The following is a 19898-nucleotide window of genomic DNA, read 5'->3' on the forward strand; positions in this document are numbered from 1 at the left end:
GGTGCGGATCCGGGGCGTCAGCGCTGGGTGCGCCGCCCGTAGCCCTCACCCTGCTCGAACTGGCGCTGCATCGCCTCTTGCTGCTCCTGCTGGTAGGTCTCGGCCAGCCGCTGCTGCCGCTCGGCGGCGGCCGCCACCGAGCCGCGGGCCTGGTCGAACATCTCGGCCGCGGCCTGGGCCCCCGGACCGTCACCGCCCCCGTCGATCGAGGGGCGGCGGGCTGACCGGCTCCCGCCCAGGGTCGGCAGCAGCTGCGCCAGCAGCAGCGTCGACAGCGCCGACGAATCCCCACCTCCGTCGGTCCGCACGACGACCGACTGCGGTGCGTGCTCGGCCAGGGTGGCGCCGACCTCCAGTCGGCGACGGGCCAGCTCGTAGGTGAGCACCGCCCGGTTGTCCCGGTAGGAGGTGGCCAGCCGGCGCTGCGCCTTCGCCTCGTTCTGCGCGGCGACCAGGTCGGCGCGGCCGCGCGTCTCGATCTCATAGCGCACCCGCTGCGCCTCGGTCTCCTGCTCCTCCAGCATCTGCGCGACATCCTTGCGCGCCTTGTTCAGCGCCGCGTTGACCTCGACGATCTTGGCGTCGCGCGTCTTCTTGGACCGCTCGATGTCCATCAGCAGGGTGTCGATGCGGCGCTTGCGGGTCAGCTCCCACTCCTGCTCGTAGGCGACCAGCTCCTTGGCGACCCGCTCGCGGGTGGCCAGGTGCTGCTGGTACTGGCTGGGCAGCTGCACGTCGGGGATGTTGCACCCCATGATGCGCACGCCGTAGCGGCTGAGCTGCCGGTTGAGCAGGTCCTGCATGTCGGCGACATCGGAGCCGCGCAGGTCGTAGGCGCGCTCGGTACGCACCTGGCGGCCGCGCTGGCGGATGGCGTCCTGCACGGCGTTGGACAGCACCAGGTCGAAGTTGCTGGCGCCGATGGTCCGCACGAACCGGATCGCGTCGGTGATGCGGAACTTCAGGAAGAACTCGATCGACTTCAGCGGCACGTTCTCGTGCGTGGGGCAGGCCACGACGGGGGCCGAGTAGGGGATCTCGGTGGAGGTGTCCACGACGAAGTCGACGCGCGCCCACGGGTGCCACAGGTAGTGCCGCCCGGGATCGAGCGTGCCCACGACGGCACCGTACTTGGTGAGGACGCCGGTGGTGCCCTGCTCGATCTCCACGATCGACGAGCGCCACCACCACATCAGCGCGAGGCCGATGCTGAGCAGCCCCACGATCAGCGTGGGGATGGACAGGATCAGGTAGACGCCGTCCCCTGCGATCGCCGCGTCCCGGCGGATCGCCATGACCAGCGCCGAGAAGAGGGCGAACAGGCCGAACCAGATGGGGACGGTCCACAGCAGTCCGCGGCTGTCGCGCGGGATGACGACCGGGACGAGTGCCCCCTGGTCGCCACCGCGCAGCAGGCGGGCGATGTCGCTCCACGACGCGAGCGACTCCTTGATGCTGGAGCCGCTGCGGTCGGCGTGTGTCGGCTGGCTCATCTAGTGACCTCCCCGATACGGGCCGTCCTGGGTGTCGGTGCCCGGCTGCGGCCAGGGCGCGGGCGGCCCGTCGGGCGGTGGCGCGGTGGCCGCGCCGTCCTCGGCGGCGGTGCCCAGGCGCTGGTCGATGGCCTCGTCGGAGACCGACCGGCGGATCTCCTCGACGCGGTCCTCGCCGGGCACCTCCCCGCTGTCCGGCGGGGCGGCCACGGTCGCCTCCTCCGCCTCCAGCAGTTCGGCGATCTCGGCCTCGCGCGAGGCGATGCGCTCGGAGATCTCGCGCAGCCGGGTGCGGATGGCCGCCATGTCCTCCTCGGTGAAGAGCGCGGACTCGGCCTCCCCGATGATTCCCTGGGCGACCCGCAGGTAGTCGACGCTGGACGCGTCGCCGTCGCCGATCTGCAGCACCTGCGGGAGGCTGTCGGCCACGGCCTCCAGCTTGTCGAGCAGGTCCTGCTGGTAGCGGTAGTTGAGGATCTCCGGGGCCTCGGCGGCGCTCACCGCGCGGATGTCCAGCGCCTGGGCCTCCAGCAGGGCGGCGTTGGCGTTGGCCTCACTCTCGGCCTCGACGAAACGGCGGCGGGCCACGGCGCGGGCACGGTTGGTCTCGCGCTCCAGGGCGGTGTCCATCTGCGCCTGGTACTGGGCGATGTCGGCCTGGATGGCCGACAGCGTCTCGTTCAGCGAAGCGAGCTCCTTGTTGAGGTCGCCCTCGTTCTGCTCCTTGCGGAGCTGCAGCTCGTACTCGTAGGTGTAGGCCTCCTTGGCCACGCGCACCATCTCGGGCGCGGCCAGGTCCATCCGGTACTCCTGGCTGGAGGGCTCGGCGTGGGTGATGTTGGCGTTGGTGAGCTCCACGGCCGGCATGAACTGGGCGTTGAGCTGCTCCAGCAGGCGGGCGGTGTTCTCCCCGACCATGTCGTAGATGCCCGCTGCCTCCTGCTCGTAGATGAGGCTGCGGGTGGTCTCGCTGATCGCGTTGTTCAGCTTCTCCTGGAAGCCCTGGACCGCGCCGAGGGTGTAGATGAACTCGACCGGGTCCTTGATCTGGAACTGGACGAAGAGGTCGATCGAGGCCTGCACGCCGCTGCGCGTGGGCGCCTCGCGGATCGGCGCGTTGAACGGGTACTCGCGGGTGGTGTTGACGATGTAGGAGACCCGCTTCCAGGGGTTGAACAGGGTGACCCGGCCGGGGCCCACGACCTGTTCCAGCTTGCCGAACTTGGTGATCATCGCGTGGCAGCCGTCGGGCACCATCACCATGCCCTGGCGCCACCACATGAAGCCGGTGACGCCCAGCGTGATGATCCAGTAGTGGAACCCGAAGAAGGGGTTGAGGAGGGGGTTGGTTCCGGCGGCCAGCGCCGCGGGGACGATGACGACCAGCGCCACGAGCCCGATGGCGATGAGCGCGATGGCGGGCAGCATGGTCGTGAAGGTGCGGCCCCGCGGGATCACCATGGGGCAGATGACGTGGACGGGGCCGCCCTGGCCCCGTTCGAAGGAGCTGCGGTTGAGGGCCTCACCGGCGTTGTTCAGCGAGGTGGTCTGCTGCTCGATGCGGGTGCCGACAGAGGCTCCCTGGTCGCGGGCGGCGAGGAAGTCGCCGGGGTCGAGCCCGACCCCCTCCGCCGCATCACCGACCGCGCCGCCGACCGCGCCGCCGACCGCGTCGGCGACCGCCTGGCGCGGGTCACCGCCCTGGGCGATCGACGCGGCGGCCCCGCGCACCGTCTGCGCGAAGGACATACGTGATCACTCCTTGCATATGGAGGAGGAGAAGGAACTGGGGATTGGACGCCGGCACCACCGGGACGGTTCCCGCCGGGCCGGTCAGAGGGGGTGCCCACGCGGAATCGCCCCCGGATCATCGCATCACTCCAGGAACTCGAACCGGGTGCCCACCCGGTCGCCCCGTGACGCGTCGGCCTCCTCGGCCGCCCGGTAGGCGAGCCAGGCCAGCGCGAGGTCCTGCCAGGCCAGGCCCACGGGCGCGTACACGGTGACGGTGTCGGCGGACTCGCGCGCCGCGAGGGCTCCGGTCAGGATGTCGCGCAGGGTCCCGTCGATGTCGGACCGGTCCAGCGCGGTGCCGCCGACCGGTCCGCCGGACAGCGCGAGCCCGGGGTCGTCGACGATCACCCGGGCCGCCCGCAGCAGGTCGGCGGAGAGCTCGGCCCGGCCGGGCTCGTCGGAGCCGAGCGCGGTGTAGTGGGCGCCGGGCCGGGCGTCGTGCAGGTCCAGCAGGGGGCGGCGCGACCAGGTCGCGGTGAGGACGATGTCGGCCTGGGCGGCGACGGCGGGCGCGTCGTCGGCGATCCGCACGGGGACGCCGAACTCGGTGGAGCAGCGCCCGGCGAACGCGTCGGCCCGCTCCCGGTCGATGTCGGTGACCACCAGCTCGGAGATCGGGCGCAGCCCGACCAGTCCGCGGGTGAACATCCCGGCCTGGGCGCCGCACCCGACGATGCCGAGCACGTCGGCGTCGTAGCGGGCCAGCGAGTGCGTCCCGAGCGCGGCGGCCAGCCCGGTCCGCCACGCGGTCAGCGTCGCGGAGTCGAGGAGGGCCAGCAGCTCGCCGCCGGCCAGGTCGTGCAGGCACACCACCCCGCGCACGGCGGGCCGCGCGTCAGGGAACCCGGCGTTGACCTTGACGGTGTAGGCGGGGACATCGGGCAGCAACCCGGGCAGCAGCGCCACCGCCGTCCCGGGACCGGGCAGATCGGTCCGCACCCGCCGCCCCTCGATCGCCCCCGGCTCAGCGGTGAACCCACTCCACAACCGGTCCAGACAGGTGTGGGTGTCCAACACACCGAGCAGGTCCGAACGACCCAGGATCAGCGTCACACCTCCATTGTCCCATCGCACCCTACGACCCGTCGGCACCATATCCAGGTGCGGGAGGAGCCTCAGGTCCGAGAACGTTCCCAGCGATCGGAGAGTGATGGCGAAATCCGGTGCGGCCACGGCGTTACGATCGAGGACCACTGCTTGGAGGACCGATGAACGGCACGCAAGGCGAACACGCTGTCTGGCGCCGCAGTGGTCGACACTCCGACGCCTATGACGAAGCCCGTCGAGGATTTCTGCTCGGCAAGATGGTCTGTGAGCGTCGCGTCGCACTGGGACTGAGCCAACGTGAACGGGCTGAACGTGCTGGTATGACACAGCCCCAGGTGTCTCGGTCGGAGGAAGGAGGCACCACTCCGAGCATCGCCCTCCTGGAGCGTCTGGCGGAAGCGCTCAACGCCGATCTGAGCATTGGCTTCACACCACGCAATGCCGCGTGACCGGGCCCTGCGTCGTTGCCGGGCCCGGGTGGGGGGTCAGCCCTGGGTGATGTAGGCCTCCAGTTGGCGGCGGTCCTGTTCGAGTTGGCTGATGCGGGCTTTGACGACGTCACCGATACTGACGATCCCGACGAGGGAACCGGCTGACACCACGGGGACGTGGCGGACCCGGTTCTCGGTCATCAGGACGGTCAGGGTGTCGTCGGTGTCGGTCGTCGCGCACGTGACGACCGCGCTGGTCATGATGTCGGAGACCGGCGCGGCGAGCAGCTCTGCTCCCCGCGATCGGAGTTGGCGGACGACGTCGCGCTCCGACGCGATTCCGGTGATGGCCCCGTCATCGGTCACCACCACCGCCCCGATATTGTGCGCGGCCAGCCGCGTCAGCAATTCGGCCACGGTCGTGTCCGGCTGGACAGTCACCACCTCTGAGCCTTTGGCACGCAGGATCTCAGCGATCAGCATGGCAACCACCTTTCGATCGGTGACCGAGGGTTACCCGCGCCAGGCTCACGCCAATCATCTGAGGACCGCGACAGAAATTCAGATGTGAACGACGGCGACCCGTTGATTCTTCGCGCGATCCGGCTCCTCCACCAGTCGGCTCATGTCGTCAGGGTCGCTGCTCAATACGAGGACGGGACGTTCCTGGTCCAGAGCGGTCACCGCTACCACGGCATCGATCGCACAACGGTGCCCGGACAGACCAGTGGCTCCGAGCAGCTCACCGGCACGGCGAGCGACGTCGGGCGTGACGCCCACGACGTTCACCCGGGAGAGAACGCGGTGCACAGACGCATCCCGCGGACTGCCGTGCAGGACCTCGGTCAGCGTGATCGCGCTGACCACCAGGCGGGCACGGCGCGCGAGGGCCTTGTGCAGATGTCCGCGCGCTTGCACGTCGCCGGCTGCGAGTTTGGAGAGGCCTTCGCTGTCAAGGATCAGCGTCCCACTCGTGGCTATTCGGCGTCGGGCCACGCCGCCTCCGCTTCAGCCAGGGCCTCCTCAGGCACAGGACCGTGTTCGGCTTCCAGGAGCTCAGCGAGCTCCGCCAGCTGATCCAGTTCAAGTTGCCTGGTCACAGCTTCGGTGACGTAATGGCTGAACTCGCCGCGGCCGACACGGTTCTGGACCGCCGCGGAAAGTCCTTCCGGCATCGACACGCTCACTTTGCGTGTCCGGCCGCCGAACCGCGTATCTTTGCCGCGCGGAGTACACGCGTCGGCAGCGACCTGGTTCCCGTCCCTCGATCTCTTCGCATCTGCGCCCATATCCACGATGCTACCGGCGGTGGCAGCACCCTGTCCGGGAAACCGAGACCCTCGACACGACCACGACACGAATCGAGATCGCCGCAGTGGACATGCGGACCGGGGCCGACGGTACGTCGGCCCCGGTTCGGGTGTGGCCGGGGTCAGGCCCGCACCGGCTCCCGGATCAGCTGCAACCGCTGGTGGAGCCGCAGCCCTCGCAGGCGTAGCAGCTGCCGGACGGGCGCATCTTGGTGCCGCAGGTGACGCAGAGCGGTGCGTCGGCGGTGAAGCCCTGCTTGGCCTCCAGGAGCTCCGTGCTGGTGTGCGCCTCGGAGACCGGGCGGGCCGGTTCGGCGGCCGGGCCCTCCTCCGAGGCCGCCGGGCCTCCGGTGATCTGCTCGGCCTTGGCCGGGGCGGCCGACTGGGCGTACGACTCGACCTGGGCGGCGACCTGGGAGGGGTGCTCGCCGGCGGCCTGGGCGCGGCGCTCCTCGGCGGAGAGCACGCCCAGAGCGGCGCGGTCCTCATAGGAGAGGTAGTCCAGGGCCAGGCGGCGGAAGATGTAGTCGACCACCGACTGGGCCATACGGATGTCCGGGTCGTCGGTCATCCCGGCCGGCTCGAAGCGCATGTTGGTGAACTTCTCGACGTAGGTCTCCAGCGGGACCCCGTACTGCAGCGCGATGGAGATCGCGATCGAGAAGGCGTCCATGACACCGGCCAGGGTGGAGCCCTGCTTGCCGAGCTTCATGAAGACCTCGCCGAGGCCGTCGTCCGGGTAGGACCCGGCGGTGATGTAGCCCTCGGCGCCGCCGACGGTGAAGGAGACGGTCTGGCTGGGCCGCTTCTTCGGCAGCCGGCGCCGGACCGGGCGGTTGACCTCGATGACCTCCGGCTCCGGACGCTTCTCGGCGGTGGCGGTGCTCACCTCCGCGGCCTTCGCTCCGCCCTCGGCCTTGCCCGTGGACAGCGGCTGGCCGACCTTGCAGTTGTCGCGGTAGACCGCCAGCGCCTTGAGGCCCAGGCGCCAGCCCTCGTAGTAGATGTGCTCGAAGTCCTCGACGGTGGCCTCCTCGGGCACGTTCACCGTCTTGGAGATCGCACCGGAGAGGAACGGCTGCACGGCCGCCATCATCTCGACGTGGCCCATGGGCTTGATGTAGCGCTTGCCCATGGCGCAGTCGAAGACCTCGTAGTGCTCGGGGCGCAGCCCGGGGGCATCCACGACGTGGCCGTTCTCCGAGATGTACTCGACGATGGCCTCGATCTGCTCCTGCTGGTAGCCGAGGTTCTTCAGGGCGCGCGGGATCGCCTGGTTGACGATCTGCATGGACCCGCCGCCGACCAGCTTCTTGAACTTGACCAGCGAGAAGTCCGGCTCGATGCCGGTGGTGTCGCAGTCCATCATGAAGCCGATGGTGCCGGTGGGCGCGAGCAGGCTGGCCTGGGCGTTGCGCCAGCCGTTCTTCTCGCCGACCCGCAGGCACTCCTGCCACTGCTTGGTGGCGGCGGCGTGGATGTCGGCGTCCATCGCGCCGACGGTGCGCAGGTCGTCGTTGGCGGCGGCATGCTTGCGCATGACGCGCTTGTGGGCGTCGACGTTCTTGGCGTAGCCGTCGTACGGGCCCACCACCCCGGCGACCTCGGCGCTGCGCCGGTAGGCGGTGCCGGTCATCAGGGAGGTGATCGCGGCGGCGACGGCGCGGCCGCCGTCGGAGTCATAGGCGTGGCCGGTGGCCATCAGCAGCGCCCCGAGGTTGGCGTAGCCGATGCCGAGCTGGCGGAACGCGCGGGTGGTGTCCCCGATCTTCTCGGTCGGGAAGTCGGCGAAGGTGATGGAGATGTCCATCGCCGTGATGACCAGCTCGGTCAGCTTGACGAACTTCTCGACGTCGAAGGTGTCCTCGGGGGTGAGGAACTTCAGCAGGTTGATCGAGGCGAGGTTGCAGGAGGAGTTGTCCAGGTGGACGTACTCCGAGCACGGGTTGCTGGCGCTGATCCGCCCGCTTTCGGGCGTGGTGTGCCAGTCGTTGATGGTGTCGTCGTACTGCAGCCCGGGGTCGGCGCACTCCCAGGCGGCCTTCGCCATCCGGTGGAAGAGGTCCTTGGCGCCCACCGTGGCGACCACCTCGCCGGTGGTGCGCGAGGTCAGGCCGAAGTCCGCGTCGGCCTCGACGGCGCGCATGAACGCGTCGGAGACGCGCACCGAGTTGTTGGCGTTCTGGTACTGGACGCTGACGATGTCGGCACCGCCCAGGTCGACGTCGAACCCGGCGTCGCGCAGCGCGCGGATCTTGTCCTCCTCGCGCGCCTTGGTGTCGACGAACTCCTCGATGTCGGGGTGGTCGACGTCGAGGACGACCATCTTGGCGGCGCGGCGGGTCGCGCCGCCGGACTTGATGGTGCCGGCGGAGGCGTCTGCGCCGCGCATGAACGACACGGGGCCCGAGGCGGTGCCACCGGAGGAGAGCAGCTCCTTGCTGGAGCGGATGCGCGAGAGGTTCACGCCCGCGCCGGAGCCGCCCTTGAAGATGATCCCCTCTTCCTTGTACCAGTCGAGGATCGACTCCATGGTGTCGTCCACGGAGAGGATGAAGCAGGCCGAGACCTGCTGCTTGGACATGGTGCCGACGTTGAACCAGACCGGGGAGTTGAAGCTGAAGAGCTGGTGCACCAGCGCGTACTTCAGTTCGTGGTCGAAGATCTCGGCGTCGGCGTCGGAGGCGAAGTAGCCGTTGGCCCTGCCGGTCTCGGTGTACATCCCGGCGACGCGGTCGACGAGCTGCTTGAGGCTCCACTCACGCTCCGGGGTGCCCACGGCACCGCGGAAGTACTTGCTGGCGACGATCTGGGTGGCGTTGATCGACCACGGCGCGGGGAACTCCACGCCCCGCTGCTCGAAGTTGACCGAGCCGTCCCGCCAGTTCGTCATGACCACATCGCGACGTTCCCACTCGACCTCGTCGTAGGGGTGAACGCCGGGCGTGGTGAAGATGCGCTCGACCTTCAGACCGCTGCGCTTCCCCTTCCCCTTGCGCCCCGTCGCGCCGGTGGTCTCCGTCATGTCAGCTCCCCCAGTTCTCGCCACATATCCGTTCCGATCCCCCGCCAGTGCCCCCGCGTCACACCCCTCGGCATGACGCGGCCGCAGTGGCGGTACTTACTCACGTCGTCACGGTCCGGCCGCGCGCGGACCGGACCCGCGCGTCTCCGTTCGCCGCCGTCCGGCCGACTACGCCTCGTCCTGCCCGCCCGCCCCGTCGGCCTTGGCCCGGTCGGCCCGCAGCAGGGCGATCTCGTTCTCGAAGTCCATCAGCGACTCGAAGCCCCGGTAGACCGACGCGAAGTGCAGGTAGGCCACCTCGTCGAGGTCGCGCAGCGGGACGAGGATGGCCAGGCCGATCTCGTGGGAGGGCACCTCCGCCTGCCCGCGGCACCGGATCTCCTCCTCGACCTGCTGGCCGAGCTTCGCGAGCGCGTCCTCGGTGACGGGCCGCCCCTGGCAGGCCCGGCGGACACCCGCGATGATCTTGGTCCGGGAGAACGGTTCGGTCACACCGGAGCGCTTGGCGACCATCAGCAGCACCGTCTCCTGCGTGGTGAAGCGCCGCTCGCACTCGGGACACGCGCGTCTGCGGCGGATCGCCGCGCCGTCGTCGGTCGACCGGCTGTCGATGACCCTGCTGTCGGGGTGGCGGCAGAACGGACAGTGCATACCGGTGTGCCTCCCCCCAGATCCGCGTCGATCGAACTCCGCGCACCACGTGTCGCGGACGTGCTCGCGACCGTGCCGAGCAGCCGCTCGCGCCGTGGTGAACCGCCCTCTCTGAACCGGACGCCGCCGAACGACTCAGAAAGATCGGATACCTACTAAAGCACAAGTTCTAGTCTGCTTGTTCCGTGCGAGCACTAGATGTTGTGGTCAACCTACGGGGGTCGCCTGCCGCGCGCAAGTCACGGAACGGTGCGGCGGCCGATCGGACGCCGGGGCAGGCCGCGCCGGGATCCGGGCACACCGAAAAGGCGCACCCGGCGCCGCGGGGGCGGACACGGGCACGCCACAGGCACGGGAGTGTCAGTGGTCGGGCAGCCGGAGCACCTGACCGGGAGTGAGATCGGGATCGGGCAGGTCGTTCAGCTCGACGATCTCGTGCACCGCCGGGCGGGGGTCGTCGCCGGGCCGGACCCGCTGCGCGATCCCCCACAGCGTATCGCCATCCCGCACGACCACCGTCGCGGGCGCGCCGTCGGGCAGGGGCGCCGCGGGCTGCCCCCCGGACGCCGCAGCCCCGACAGCGGCGGAGGTCACGAAGAGCATCGAAAGCCCGGCGACGGCGACGGCGGACGCGGCGGAGACGAGGACCACACGGCCGCGCCGGGTGAGTCGCACCGCGGCGGGGCACGCCGCAGCGCGCGCACGGCCGGAGGAGGCGGCGGCGGAGGCGGACGGGGCCGCGCGGGAAACGGCGGCGGAGGCGGACGGGGCCGCGCGGGAAACGGCGGCGACGGGCCCTCGGAGGGGAGCACGCGCCGGGGCGGCCGGCACGGCACGGCCGCGCGGACCGGGGGCGTGGGCCCACTCGGGGATCTCCACCGCCCAGTCGAAGAGCACGGGAGCCTTCCGGCGCGGCGCGGGAGGGGGAAGCCGGCGGGGTGGGGCCGGAGGGACGGGGTGGGGTGCGAACACGATCATCACCTTCGAATGCCAGTTCGCTAGAACAGCTGTTCGACTAATATCGCATCCGGGCGATTTTTTCATCACCATCTCGAACGTTTGTTTGATATGGCACTGCACACGCAGTAACGTTGGACATGCTCGATCGGCGCAACCGCCGGGGCATCCGCGCCGCGGCACCCGCATGCGGGCGGTGGTGACACCGCCGGTGAGGCGGTCGGCCGATCGACACGAACACACCGACATCCCACGCAGAACACCGACCGCCGAGGAGGCCGGCCGTGCCGGAGGACAACCACGGAACGCACGAACCTCAGGCGGGCGGGAGAAGCGTCACCGCACTCTGGTCCACCGGCTCCCCCGCGACGACCGCGGAGACCGACGAATCCATGGGCCAGACCGATGCCATGCCGAAGCTCACGGCCCGCCAGCAGAGTGTTCTGAACTGCATCCACCGCTATGTACGGCAGCGCGGGTACCCACCGTCCATCCGGGAAATCGGCGATGCGGTGGGCCTGTCGAGCCCGTCCAGTGTCGCGCACCAACTGAAGGTGTTGCAACGTAAAGGCTATCTTTATCGGGACCAAAATCGCCCAAGGGCGGTGGAAATTCGCATTCCAGGGCAACCGCCGATCCGTTCCTGGGATGAACTGGAGAACGACCCCCGGGCCGACTACTCCCGCGCGACCGACGTCCCGGTGGTCGGCCGCATCGCGGCCGGCGGTCCGATCCTGGCCGAGGAGTCCATCGAGGACGTCCTGACCCTGCCCAAGCAGATCGTCGGTGAGGGCCGGCTGTTCATGCTCAACGTCGTCGGCGACTCGATGGTCGACGCCGCCATCACCGACGGCGACCTGGTCGTCGTCCGCCAGCAGCCCGACGCGAACAACGGCGACATCGTCGCCGCGCTGCTCGACGACGAAGCCACGGTGAAGGTGTTCAAGCGGGAGGGCGACCGCGTGCTGCTGCTCCCCCGCAACGACGCCTACGAGCCCATCGACGGTGACAGCGCGACCATTCTCGGTAAGGTCGTCGCCGTCATGCGGCGGGTGTGACCCTCCGGGATAACGACGCCGCATCGTTTCGGCCGACGGGCCCGTGATCTCCGTGTGAGACCGCGGGCCCGTCGCGATTCCGGCCGGTCCGCATCCCCGCGGCACTCTGGATCGCATTCGACGGCCGGCGTTTCCGAACCGCAATATATCGAAATGGACTCGGACGCGAAGAACGGCGGAATTCCCCCTCCCCCGCCGCTCGCGCACTCCGCCGCGCCGCGCCCCCTACGGTAGGACCATGCCTGCTCCGTCTTCACCTCCTCCGTCTTCACCCCCTCGCTCCCTCCGGGCGCCCCTCCGGGCCGCAGCCGGAGGGGCGGTGGCGCTGCTTCTCGCCACCGGGTGCGGCGTCGGCCCCGACCACCCGGCCGAGCCCGACCCCCCCGGCTCCGATCCGGTCGAGCGCGAGGTGAGCTTCGACAGCGGCCCCGACACCGTGTACGGCACCCTCGCCCTGCCCGAGACGGCCGCCGACGCCCCGGTCCCGGGCGCACTCATCATCTCCGGGAGCGGCCCCACCGACCGCGACGGCAACAGCGAGCTGCGCGCGAGCGCCGACACCAACCTGAACCTCGCCCGGATCCTGGCCGACGCCGGTGTCGCCTCGCTGCGCTACGACAAGCTCGGCAGCGGCCGCACCGGCCTCGGCGACCGTGACACCGACGACCCCGTCCCCTACGAGGTCTTCGAGCGCCAGATGGCCGACGCCTACGCCGAGCTCCTCGGCCGGCCGGAGGTGGACCCCGAGCGGGTGGTCGTCGTGGGGCACAGCGAGGGCGCTCTCTTCGCGCTGCGCTCACCGGACGTGGTCGCCGAGCACCCGCCCGCGGGCCTGGTCCTGGCCGCCCCCATGGGCGACCGCTACCTCGACACCCTCGACCGCCAGATCACCGAGCAGGTACGCTCGGCCGAGTCGGCCCGGCGGATCACCGCGGAGGGCGCCACCGACATGCTCTCCGAACTCCGCCAGGGCATCGCCCGGATCCGGGCGGACGAGCCCCTGTCCGAACAGGTCGAACCACCGCTCGGCGCCGTCCTCAACCCCGGCAACGCCCCGTTCCTCCGGACGATCGACAGCATGGACCCGGCCGAGCTGGCCCGTGAGCTGCCCGCGGAGACGAGCACCCTGGTGCTGTGGGGCACGGCCGACGCCCAGATCTCCGAGAGCGATGTGGACCGCCTCATGGACGGGCTCTCCGGCCAGGCCGACGCGCGCAGGGTGGACCTCCCCGACGCCGACCACATCCTCCGTGTCTACGACGACGCCCCAGGCGTGTCGGCCCTCGATGCCGACCGCGCGTTCGCACCGGAGGTCGAACCGGCGCTGCGGGAATTCCTCGACGGGGTGCTCTAGGACGGCGGGCGGCCCGCCCTCGGCCGCCCCGTGCCTACTCCGGGCCGTCCAGGATCGCCTGGACGACCTCGCGGGCGAGCTCCTCGGCGCCGGCCAGGGCCTCCTCCTCGGAGATCGACTCGTCGGCGTTGAAGTCGGCCGCGGCCGTGTAGCAGGTCTCGGTGTAAAGGTTGGAGATCCGCACGCCCACGCAGCCCCACGCGTAATCGCCGTGGGAGTCCGCCCAGGTGTAGGCCTCGTCTCCGAGGTCGGCGAGCTCGCTCGACTCGTGGTCGCTGCGCGCCTCGCGCAGGGCCGCCGCGGCCTGCGCCTCGGCGTCGCGCTGTGCGTCACCCCCGTTGGCCACGAGGACCAGGCGGGCCGCGGCCGGAACGGCCGCGCCGTCCTCCGCGGTGGCCCAGCGGCACTCCTGGCCCTCGCGCCCGGTGCCCTCCAGGTCCTTGATCCGCTGGTCGACCTCGGTCGTGCGGTCGGGCACCAGCCGGTTCAGGGCCTCGCCCCTGGCGATCGTGCACTTCGGCGCGGTCTCGTAGTCGCCCCCGGCGCCGGTGAGCACGATGACCGTCCACACCCCGCCGCCCAGCAGGGCGATGACCGCGAGCGACAGGCCTGCGATCATGGCGATGGCGCAGCCCCGCCGCTGCTTGGGCGCCGACTCCACCGGCGGCATGTACCCCGGCGTCGGCCCGTGCGGCGCCGTCGGCCCGGACGGCGGCGGGGTGGGGCCGGAGAGGTGTCCCGGGGCCGCCGCTCCCCCGGCGGCGGACGGATCGATCGGCGGCCCGCCCCTCGGTCCGGCCGGTCCTCTTTCGGGGCCACCGGAAGGTGGCTGGGCCATGGACGCCTCCGTGTGGTCGCGCCGACGCGTCTCGTCGTTCCGGGAGCCCACGGTACTAGGCATTCCGCCCCAGACCGGACGCGGACCGGAGCGTCCGACATGGCCGCCTCCGACCGGTCCGCCTCGGTCGGCCGACGACCTACAGGGCGTCGGCGACCTGCTCGGCGACGGCGACGGCGCCGTCCCGCGCCGCAGCGAAGGAGAGCGGTGCGCCCCCGCTGTCCTCGGCACCCCCGTAGGAGACCCGGACCAGCAGGTTGTCGCTGCGGAACACCAGCTCGGCCGTTCCGTCGTCGGCGCCGGGCCAGACCAGTGCGTCGGCGCCGAGCCGGGGCAGCGGCGCCGCGCCCTCCAGGTCGGCGACCGGGGCGAAGCCCTGCAGCGCCCGGGCGGCCGCGGACGCGCCGGTGACGTCGCCCGCCCGGTCGGTGAACCGCGCCTCGAAGTCGACGGCCAGGACGCGGGGCGGTACACCGTCGGCGTCCACCGACGTCCACACGCACGTGGTCCCCTCGGCGTCCATCAGCGGCCCGTGCTCGTCGGCCTCCGGCCGCCCGGAGGGCAGCAGCTCGGCCACGGTGCCGGCCTCGACGACGGAGCACTCCGGCGCGGTCGTGACGGCGTCGTCGGGGCCGGCCCCCAGGGCCGGTCCGTCCTTGCCCCACCACAGCCCCGCCGTGATCGCACTCCCGGAGAGGACGGCCACGGCGGCGGCCATGGCGAGCGCCCGCCTGGCTCTGGGCGTGCTCAGGAAGGCGGCCGCGCCCGAGGGACCGGCCGTGGCGCCCGTCCGCTGCGGCTGCTGGGGGTTCGGCTCCACCTCGGTGTCAGCCCACGACGATGTTGACGAGCTTGGGTGCCCGGACCACGACCTTGCGGATCTCCTTGCCGCCGATGAAGCCCTGCACCTTCTCCGAGGCGAACGCGAGGCGCTCCAGCTCCTCCTCGGAGATGTCCGGGGCGACCTGCAGCTTATCGCGGACCTTGCTGGCCACCTGCACGACGCAGGTCACCGCGTCCTGCACCAGCAGGGCGGGGTCGGCGGCCCGCCAGTTGCCCACGGCGACCGTGCCGCTGTGGCCCAGCCGCTCCCAGCCCTCCTCGGCGACGTAGGGGGCGAACAGCGAGAGGGTGACCGCGATGACCTCGGCGGCCTCGCGGACCGCGGGGTCGGCGGCGCCGGGGCCGGAGTCGATGGCCTTGCGCGCGGCCGTCACCAGCTCCATGACCCGGGCGATGGCGACGTTGAAGCGCTGGGCCTCGATCGCCGCGGTGACCTTGTCGATGGTCTGGTGGGTGGCCTTGCGCAGGGCGAGGTCTCCTGTGGCCGGTTCGGTCCCCGGCTCGGAGGCGGCGCCGGCCTGCGCCATGACGCGGAACGCGCGGTTCAGGAACTTCAGCGACGCGCCCGGTGAGACGTCGGCCCAGTCCACGTCGTCCTCGGGCGGGCCGGCGAACAGCATGGTGAGCCGGACGGCGTCGACACCGTAGTTGTCGATCTCCTGGCCCAGGTCGACGCCGTTGCCCAGGGACTTCGACATCGCCTTGCCCTGGTTGATGACCTGGCCCTGGTTGAGCAGCCGCTTGAACGGCTCGGTGAAGCCGACCAGCCCCATGTCGTAGAGCGCCTTGGTGAAGAAGCGCGCGTAGAGCAGGTGGAGCGTGGCGTGCTCCTTGCCTCCGATGTAGTTGTCCACCGGCCCCCACCGGTCGACGAGTTCGCGGTCGAACGGGGCGGTGTCCAGGTTGGGCGAGCAGTAGCGCAGGAAGTACCAGGACGAGTCGACGAAGGTGTCCATGGTGTCGGTGTCGCGCTTGGCCGGGGCGCCGCACCCGGGGCAGTCGACGTTGACCCAGTCGGTGGCGGCGGCCAGCGGCGAGACGCCCTTGGGAGCCAGGTCGGCGCCCTTCAGGTCGTCCGGCAGGCGCACCGGCAGCTGGTCGTCGGGGACCGGAACCTCGCCGCAGTCAGGGCAGTGCACGATCGGGATCGGTGTGCCCCAGAAGCGCTGGCGGGAGATCAGCCAGTCGCGCAGCCGGAAGTTGACGGTGCCCTCGCCGGTGCCGCGCTCCTCCAGGATGCCGATGATGCGCTGGACGGCCTCGTCCTTGCCCAGCCCGTCCAGCGGGCCGGAGTTGACCAGGGTGCCGTCGCCCGCGGTGGCGATACCGGTCTCGGCCGGGTGCGGTTCGCCGGTGTCGACGACGACCCGCACGGGCAGCTCGAACTTGAGCGCGAAGTCCAGGTCGCGCTGGTCGTGGGCGGGCACCGCCATGATGGCGCCGTGGCCGTAGTCGGCCAGCACGTAGTCGGCGGCCCAGACCGGCATGCGCTCGCCGGAGACCGGGTTGACCGCGTAGCGGCCCAGGAAGACACCGGTCTTGGGACGCTCGGTGGACTGCCGCTCGATGTCGCTCAGCTTGGCGACCTGCGCACGGTAGGCCTCGAACTCGGCGCGCTGCTCGGGCGCGCACAGCTCGTCGGCCAGCGGCGCATCGGCGGCCACAACGAAGAACGTGGCGCCGTACAGCGTGTCGGGTCGGGTGGTGAAGACCGGGACGGCCTCCTCACGGCCGTCGATCTCGAAGCGGACGTCGGCGCCGTGCGAGCGGCCGATCCAGTTCCGCTGCATGGTCAGGATCTCGTCCGGCCAGTTGCCGCCCTCCAGCCGGTCCATGTCGTCCAGCAGGCGATCGGCGTAGTCGGTGATACGGAAGTACCACTGGTTCAGGCCGCGGCGCACCACCTCGGCGCCGCAGCGCTCGCACCTGCCCTGCACGACCTGCTCGTTGGCCAGAACGGTCTGGTCCTGCGGGCACCAGTTGACCAGGCCGTCCTTGCGGTAGGCCAGGCCGCGCCCGAACAGGCGCAGGAACATCCACTGGTTCCAGCGGTAGTACTCCGGGTCGCTGGTGTGCAGGCGCCGCGTCCAGTCGACCGAGATGCCGTAGCGGCGGAACGACTCGGCCTGGGTCTCGATGTTGGCGTAGGTCCAGGCCGCCGGGTGGCTGTCGTTGCGGATCGCCGCGTTCTCGGCGGGCAGGCCGAAGGAGTCCCAGCCGATGGGGTGCAGCACGTTCTCGCCCCGCTGGAAGCCGTAGCGCGCGATGACGTCGCCGATGGCGTACACCTCGGCGTGTCCCATGTGGAGGTCGCCGGAGGGGTAGGCGAACATGTCGACGACATAGCGGCGCGGACGGTCGTCGGCCGGGCTGTCGTCGGCGAGGAAGGGGGCGTCCTTCTCCCACCGCGCCTGCCACTTCTCCTGGAGGGCGCGAGCGTCGTAGACGTCGCTCGCCACCTGGTCTCCACCTACCGCTGTCATCGCTCGAATGTCCTCTACCGGGTCGCAACTGAGGGGCACATCGTGTCTGGAGCGCCCGCGTCGGTCCGCCCGTGTGTCGCGGTCGGGCCCGCGGTCCGTTCCTCTCCAGCCGAGTGACTGTGCTTCACAGGTTAGCGCGGTTGCCGGATCTCCCTCGACGGGAATCGCAGGCGGCCCGGGCCCGGCGCCCGCCACGCCCGGGCCGCCGGCCCGCGTTCGGCCCCTCTGCCTTGGGATTCCCTGAGTGCGGCGGGGATCCGGTCTCCCCGCCGGCGCGCCGGTGGGAGAATGCAGCCTGGGCGGTCGCCCGCCGCGCCCGCTCCGTCGCGCGGTGTCGCGCCGGCCGCGCTGTCGTGTGCGGCGTCGCCGCGGCCACGGAACCGGTCGCACACCCTCCTCCCAGATCCGCAGCGTCCACGAGTAGTTGGAGATCAGTCGAACATGACCGTCTTCGCAGGGGCCCGCCGAGCCGCCCGGTTCATGTCCATCGCCGCCCTGGGGGCCGGTCTGGCGTTCGGTGCCGCGGCCTGCGGCGGCGAGCCGGAGATCGACTCCGCGTCCGACGCGTCCCCCGCCCCGGTGCTGGGTGAGGACACCGACCGCGTCCAGCTGACCGAGGGCATCCCCTTCGACCTGCGCACCGGCCCCGACGAGGCGGCGGCGCTGTCGCTCAAGATCACCGGTTACGAGGAGGGCGACGACCCGGCGGTGGTGATCGCCGTCGACTCCGGCGCCGAGCCCCCGGCGAGCTACACGCTCAGCCTCGGTGACGAGCTGAAACTCGGCGACGACACCTGGCGCGTCTCGGAGATCGGGATGAACGGGGACGCGGGACCGGGCAGCGCCACCCTGACGCGGGACGAGCCGGACACGGGCGGACAGGGCGACCGGCAGGAGTAGCCGCACCCGGCCGCGACCCCCGAAGTTACCGTGCGGTAAAACAGTGATCGGGAACACTCAGGTGGCCGGGGACGCCCACACGCGCCACGGGCACTGGACCGATGCACGCTGTAGGAGGCCCGATGCTCAACCTGTCCGTACTTCTGGAGGACGGTGCCCGGAACACCCCCGACCGGGACTGCCTGGTCTTCGGCGAGCTGCGACTCACCTACGCGCTGACCGACATGATCGCCAACCAGGTGGCCAACCTCCTGGTCGAGCGCGGGGTCAAGCCCGGCGACAAGGTCGCGCTCGCCAGCCCCAACGTCCCCTACTTCCCGTTCGTCTACTTCGGGGCGCTCAAGGCCGGGGCCGTGGTCGTGCCGCTGAACGTGCTGCTGACCCCGCGTGAGATCGCCTACCACCTCCAGGACTCCGGGGCCAAGGCGCTGTTCGCGTTCACCGGAACCCCTGAGCTGCCACTGGGCGAGCGCGCGTTCGCCGCGTTCGGCGAAGTCGACACGTGCACCACCTACATCGACCTGCCGGCCGCACCGGGGGCCAAGGAGTCCGCGATCGAAGGCGCGGAGACGTTCTGGGCCGCCCTGGACGGGCAGCCCGGCGCGTTCTCCTCGGTCCGCACCGAGGCGGACGACACCGCCGTCATCATCTACACCAGCGGCACCACCGGCACCCCCAAGGGCGCCCAGCTCACGCACAACAACCTGCTGTTCAACGCGGTGGCCTCCGACGCCCTGTTCAGCAGGGCGGACAGCGGGCACGACGTCTGCCTGGCCGTCCTGCCGCTGTTCCACATCTTCGGCCAGACCACGATGATGAACGTCGGCCTGTACCGGCACGCCACCATCGTGCTCATGCCGCGCTTCGACGGCGACGAGGCCCTGGCGCTGATGGAGAAGGAGGGCGTGACGATGTTCGCCGGCGTGCCGACCATGTACTGGGGCCTGCTCGGCGCCAAGGGCGAGCACGACCTCGCCGCGATCGCCGGGAACCTGCACACGGCCGTCTCCGGCGGCTCCGCCCTCCCCGCCGAGCTGGCCCGCAACATCAAGGACCGGTTCGACGTCGGCATCCTGGAGGGCTACGGCCTGTCCGAGACCTCGCCCGTCGTGTCCTTCAACAACCCCAAGGTCAAGGCGAAGACCGCGTCCGTGGGACGGCCGATCTGGGGCGTGGAGATGAAGCTCATCGACGGCGACTTCAACGACGTCGAGGGCGAGGGGCCCGGCGAGATCGCGGTCCGCGGCCACTGCGTGATGAAGGGGTACCACAACCGCCCGGACGCCAACGCGCAGGTCATGCGGGACGGCTGGTTCCGCACCGGCGACATCGCCCGCCGCGACGAGGAGGGCTTCTACTTCATCGTCGACCGGTCCAAGGACATGATCATCCGCGGCGGGTACAACGTCTACCCGCGCGAGCTCGAAGAGGTGCTGATGACACACCCCGAGGTCAGCCTGTGCGCGGTCGTCGGTGTCACGCACGAGACGCACGGCGAGGAGATCAAGGCGTACGTGATCCGGGAGGAGGGGGCCGCGCTCACCGAGGAGGCTCTCATCGACTGGGCGAAGGGACGGCTCGCCGCCTATAAATACCCCCGCCTGGTGGAGTTCCGCGACGAACTGCCGATGACCGCCACGGGCAAGATCCTCAAACGCGACCTGCGCTGAGGTGCTCCCGCGAGAGCGCACGAGCGAGCCGAGCCCCCGCGCGT

17 protein-coding genes are annotated in these 19898 nt (G+C 70.8%); 5 read left to right on the forward strand and 12 right to left on the reverse strand.

What is annotated here, in order from left to right:
* Positions 1-17: 17 nt before the first annotated feature.
* The 3 genes from HNR23_RS14145 to HNR23_RS14155 form a co-directional block, all read right to left on the reverse strand.
* Positions 18-1493: an SPFH domain-containing protein gene (locus tag HNR23_RS14145; protein ID WP_184076024.1), complete on the reverse strand. Its 1476-nt coding sequence runs from the start codon at positions 1491-1493 to the stop codon at positions 18-20.
* The gene (locus tag HNR23_RS14150; RefSeq protein WP_184076025.1) at positions 1494-3242 is read right to left on the reverse strand and encodes an SPFH domain-containing protein; all 1749 of its coding nucleotides are present in this window, start codon (positions 3240-3242) and stop codon (positions 1494-1496) included. It abuts the gene before it with no gap.
* Between the two features lie 126 nt (positions 3243-3368).
* Entirely contained in the window at positions 3369-4340 is a 972-nt protein-coding gene (locus HNR23_RS14155; protein ID WP_184076026.1) for an ornithine cyclodeaminase family protein, read from the reverse strand.
* Between the two features lie 155 nt (positions 4341-4495).
* Between HNR23_RS14155 and HNR23_RS14160 the strand changes: the two genes are divergently transcribed.
* Entirely contained in the window at positions 4496-4783 is a 288-nt protein-coding gene (locus tag HNR23_RS14160) for a helix-turn-helix domain-containing protein (protein WP_184076027.1), read from the forward strand.
* A gap of 36 nt (positions 4784-4819) precedes the next feature.
* Here the strand turns inward: HNR23_RS14160 and HNR23_RS14165 are convergent, their stop codons facing one another.
* The 6 genes from HNR23_RS14165 to HNR23_RS27510 all read right to left on the reverse strand — a co-directional run bounded on the left by HNR23_RS14165 (position 4820) and on the right by HNR23_RS27510 (position 10648).
* Positions 4820-5248, reverse strand: a complete 429-nt coding sequence (locus HNR23_RS14165; RefSeq protein ID WP_184076028.1) for a CBS domain-containing protein — start codon at positions 5246-5248, stop codon at positions 4820-4822.
* Between the two features lie 78 nt (positions 5249-5326).
* On the reverse strand, positions 5327-5761 hold the full coding sequence (locus tag HNR23_RS14170) for a PIN domain-containing protein (RefSeq protein ID WP_184076029.1): 435 nt from the start codon (positions 5759-5761) through the stop codon (positions 5327-5329).
* Positions 5743-6054: a hypothetical protein gene (locus HNR23_RS26820; protein ID WP_246421745.1), complete on the reverse strand. Its 312-nt coding sequence runs from the start codon at positions 6052-6054 to the stop codon at positions 5743-5745. Before HNR23_RS26820 ends, HNR23_RS14170 begins: the two co-directional genes overlap by 19 nt.
* A 166-nt stretch (positions 6055-6220) precedes the next feature.
* Positions 6221-9100, reverse strand: coding sequence for a vitamin B12-dependent ribonucleotide reductase (locus HNR23_RS14180; RefSeq protein ID WP_184076030.1), 2880 nt, complete (start codon positions 9098-9100; stop codon positions 6221-6223).
* Positions 9101-9268: 168 nt separating this feature from the next.
* Positions 9269-9751, reverse strand: a complete 483-nt coding sequence (nrdR, locus tag HNR23_RS14185; protein WP_184076031.1) for a transcriptional regulator NrdR — start codon at positions 9749-9751, stop codon at positions 9269-9271.
* Between the two features lie 360 nt (positions 9752-10111).
* Entirely contained in the window at positions 10112-10648 is a 537-nt protein-coding gene (locus HNR23_RS27510) for a LysM peptidoglycan-binding domain-containing protein (RefSeq protein WP_343070561.1), read from the reverse strand.
* A 452-nt stretch (positions 10649-11100) separates the two neighbouring features.
* Between HNR23_RS27510 and lexA the strand changes: the two genes are divergently transcribed.
* Positions 11101-11766: a transcriptional repressor LexA gene (lexA, locus tag HNR23_RS14195; RefSeq protein WP_221308676.1), complete on the forward strand. Its 666-nt coding sequence runs from the start codon at positions 11101-11103 to the stop codon at positions 11764-11766.
* A 238-nt stretch (positions 11767-12004) separates the two neighbouring features.
* Entirely contained in the window at positions 12005-13120 is a 1116-nt protein-coding gene (locus HNR23_RS14200; RefSeq protein WP_184076033.1) for an alpha/beta hydrolase family protein, read from the forward strand.
* A 34-nt stretch (positions 13121-13154) separates the two neighbouring features.
* Here the strand turns inward: HNR23_RS14200 and HNR23_RS14205 are convergent, their stop codons facing one another.
* The 3 genes from HNR23_RS14205 to leuS form a co-directional block, all read right to left on the reverse strand.
* Positions 13155-13958, reverse strand: coding sequence for a hypothetical protein (locus HNR23_RS14205; protein WP_184076034.1), 804 nt, complete (start codon positions 13956-13958; stop codon positions 13155-13157).
* A gap of 139 nt (positions 13959-14097) precedes the next feature.
* Positions 14098-14778 carry a hypothetical protein gene (locus HNR23_RS14210; RefSeq protein WP_184076035.1) on the reverse strand — a complete coding sequence of 227 codons (681 nt, stop codon included), beginning with the start codon at positions 14776-14778 and terminating at the stop codon, positions 14098-14100.
* A gap of 7 nt (positions 14779-14785) precedes the next feature.
* Positions 14786-17284, reverse strand: coding sequence for a leucine--tRNA ligase (gene leuS / locus HNR23_RS14215; protein ID WP_184076036.1), 2499 nt, complete (start codon positions 17282-17284; stop codon positions 14786-14788).
* Positions 17285-17725: 441 nt separating this feature from the next.
* On the opposite strand from leuS, the gene HNR23_RS14220 reads away from it, so the two are divergent.
* Positions 17726-18184, forward strand: coding sequence for a DUF6406 domain-containing protein (locus HNR23_RS14220; protein ID WP_184076037.1), 459 nt, complete (start codon positions 17726-17728; stop codon positions 18182-18184).
* 122 nt (positions 18185-18306) lie between these two features.
* Positions 18307-19854, forward strand: a complete 1548-nt coding sequence (locus HNR23_RS14225; protein ID WP_184076038.1) for a long-chain-fatty-acid--CoA ligase — start codon at positions 18307-18309, stop codon at positions 19852-19854.
* Positions 19855-19898 lie beyond the last annotated feature (44 nt).

It is taken from the genome of Nocardiopsis mwathae (assembly GCF_014201195.1).
Taxonomy (GTDB): Bacteria; Actinomycetota; Actinomycetes; order Streptosporangiales; family Streptosporangiaceae; genus Nocardiopsis_C; species Nocardiopsis_C mwathae.